This window comes from Priestia sp. SIMBA_032, from assembly GCF_046535215.1.
GTDB lineage: Bacteria > Bacillota > Bacilli > Bacillales > Bacillaceae_H > Priestia > Priestia aryabhattai.
Genome location: NZ_JAWRXD010001169.1, coordinates 1 through 252 on the forward strand (window position 1 = coordinate 1; position 252 = coordinate 252).

1 pseudogene is annotated in these 252 nt (G+C 52.0%); it reads right to left on the minus strand.

From position 1 onward, the window contains the following. Positions 1-242 (minus strand): annotated as a pseudogene (locus SB717_RS37985) (IS110 family transposase); the annotation flags it as partial. Positions 243-252 lie beyond the last annotated feature (10 nt).

The window sequence follows — 252 nt, forward strand, 5'->3', positions numbered from 1 at the left end:
CGTGCATCAGCAGCATCGTTCTTGTTTCGAATGTTGAAAGCCTTGGCAAATTCAGCCGATGTCAATTTCACTTCATGCCCCATCTTAAGTAGTCCCGATGAGGCACGGCGCACGGTTCGCAAAGTGCTCAAGAAACATCGCCCGCTTGATCGGCTTGTTCACGATCTCTCCGGTTTCCGGATCAACGTAGTGCACCGGGTAACCTGCTTGGCGATGTCAACGCCTACGGCCATACTATTCATCGTGGATCCT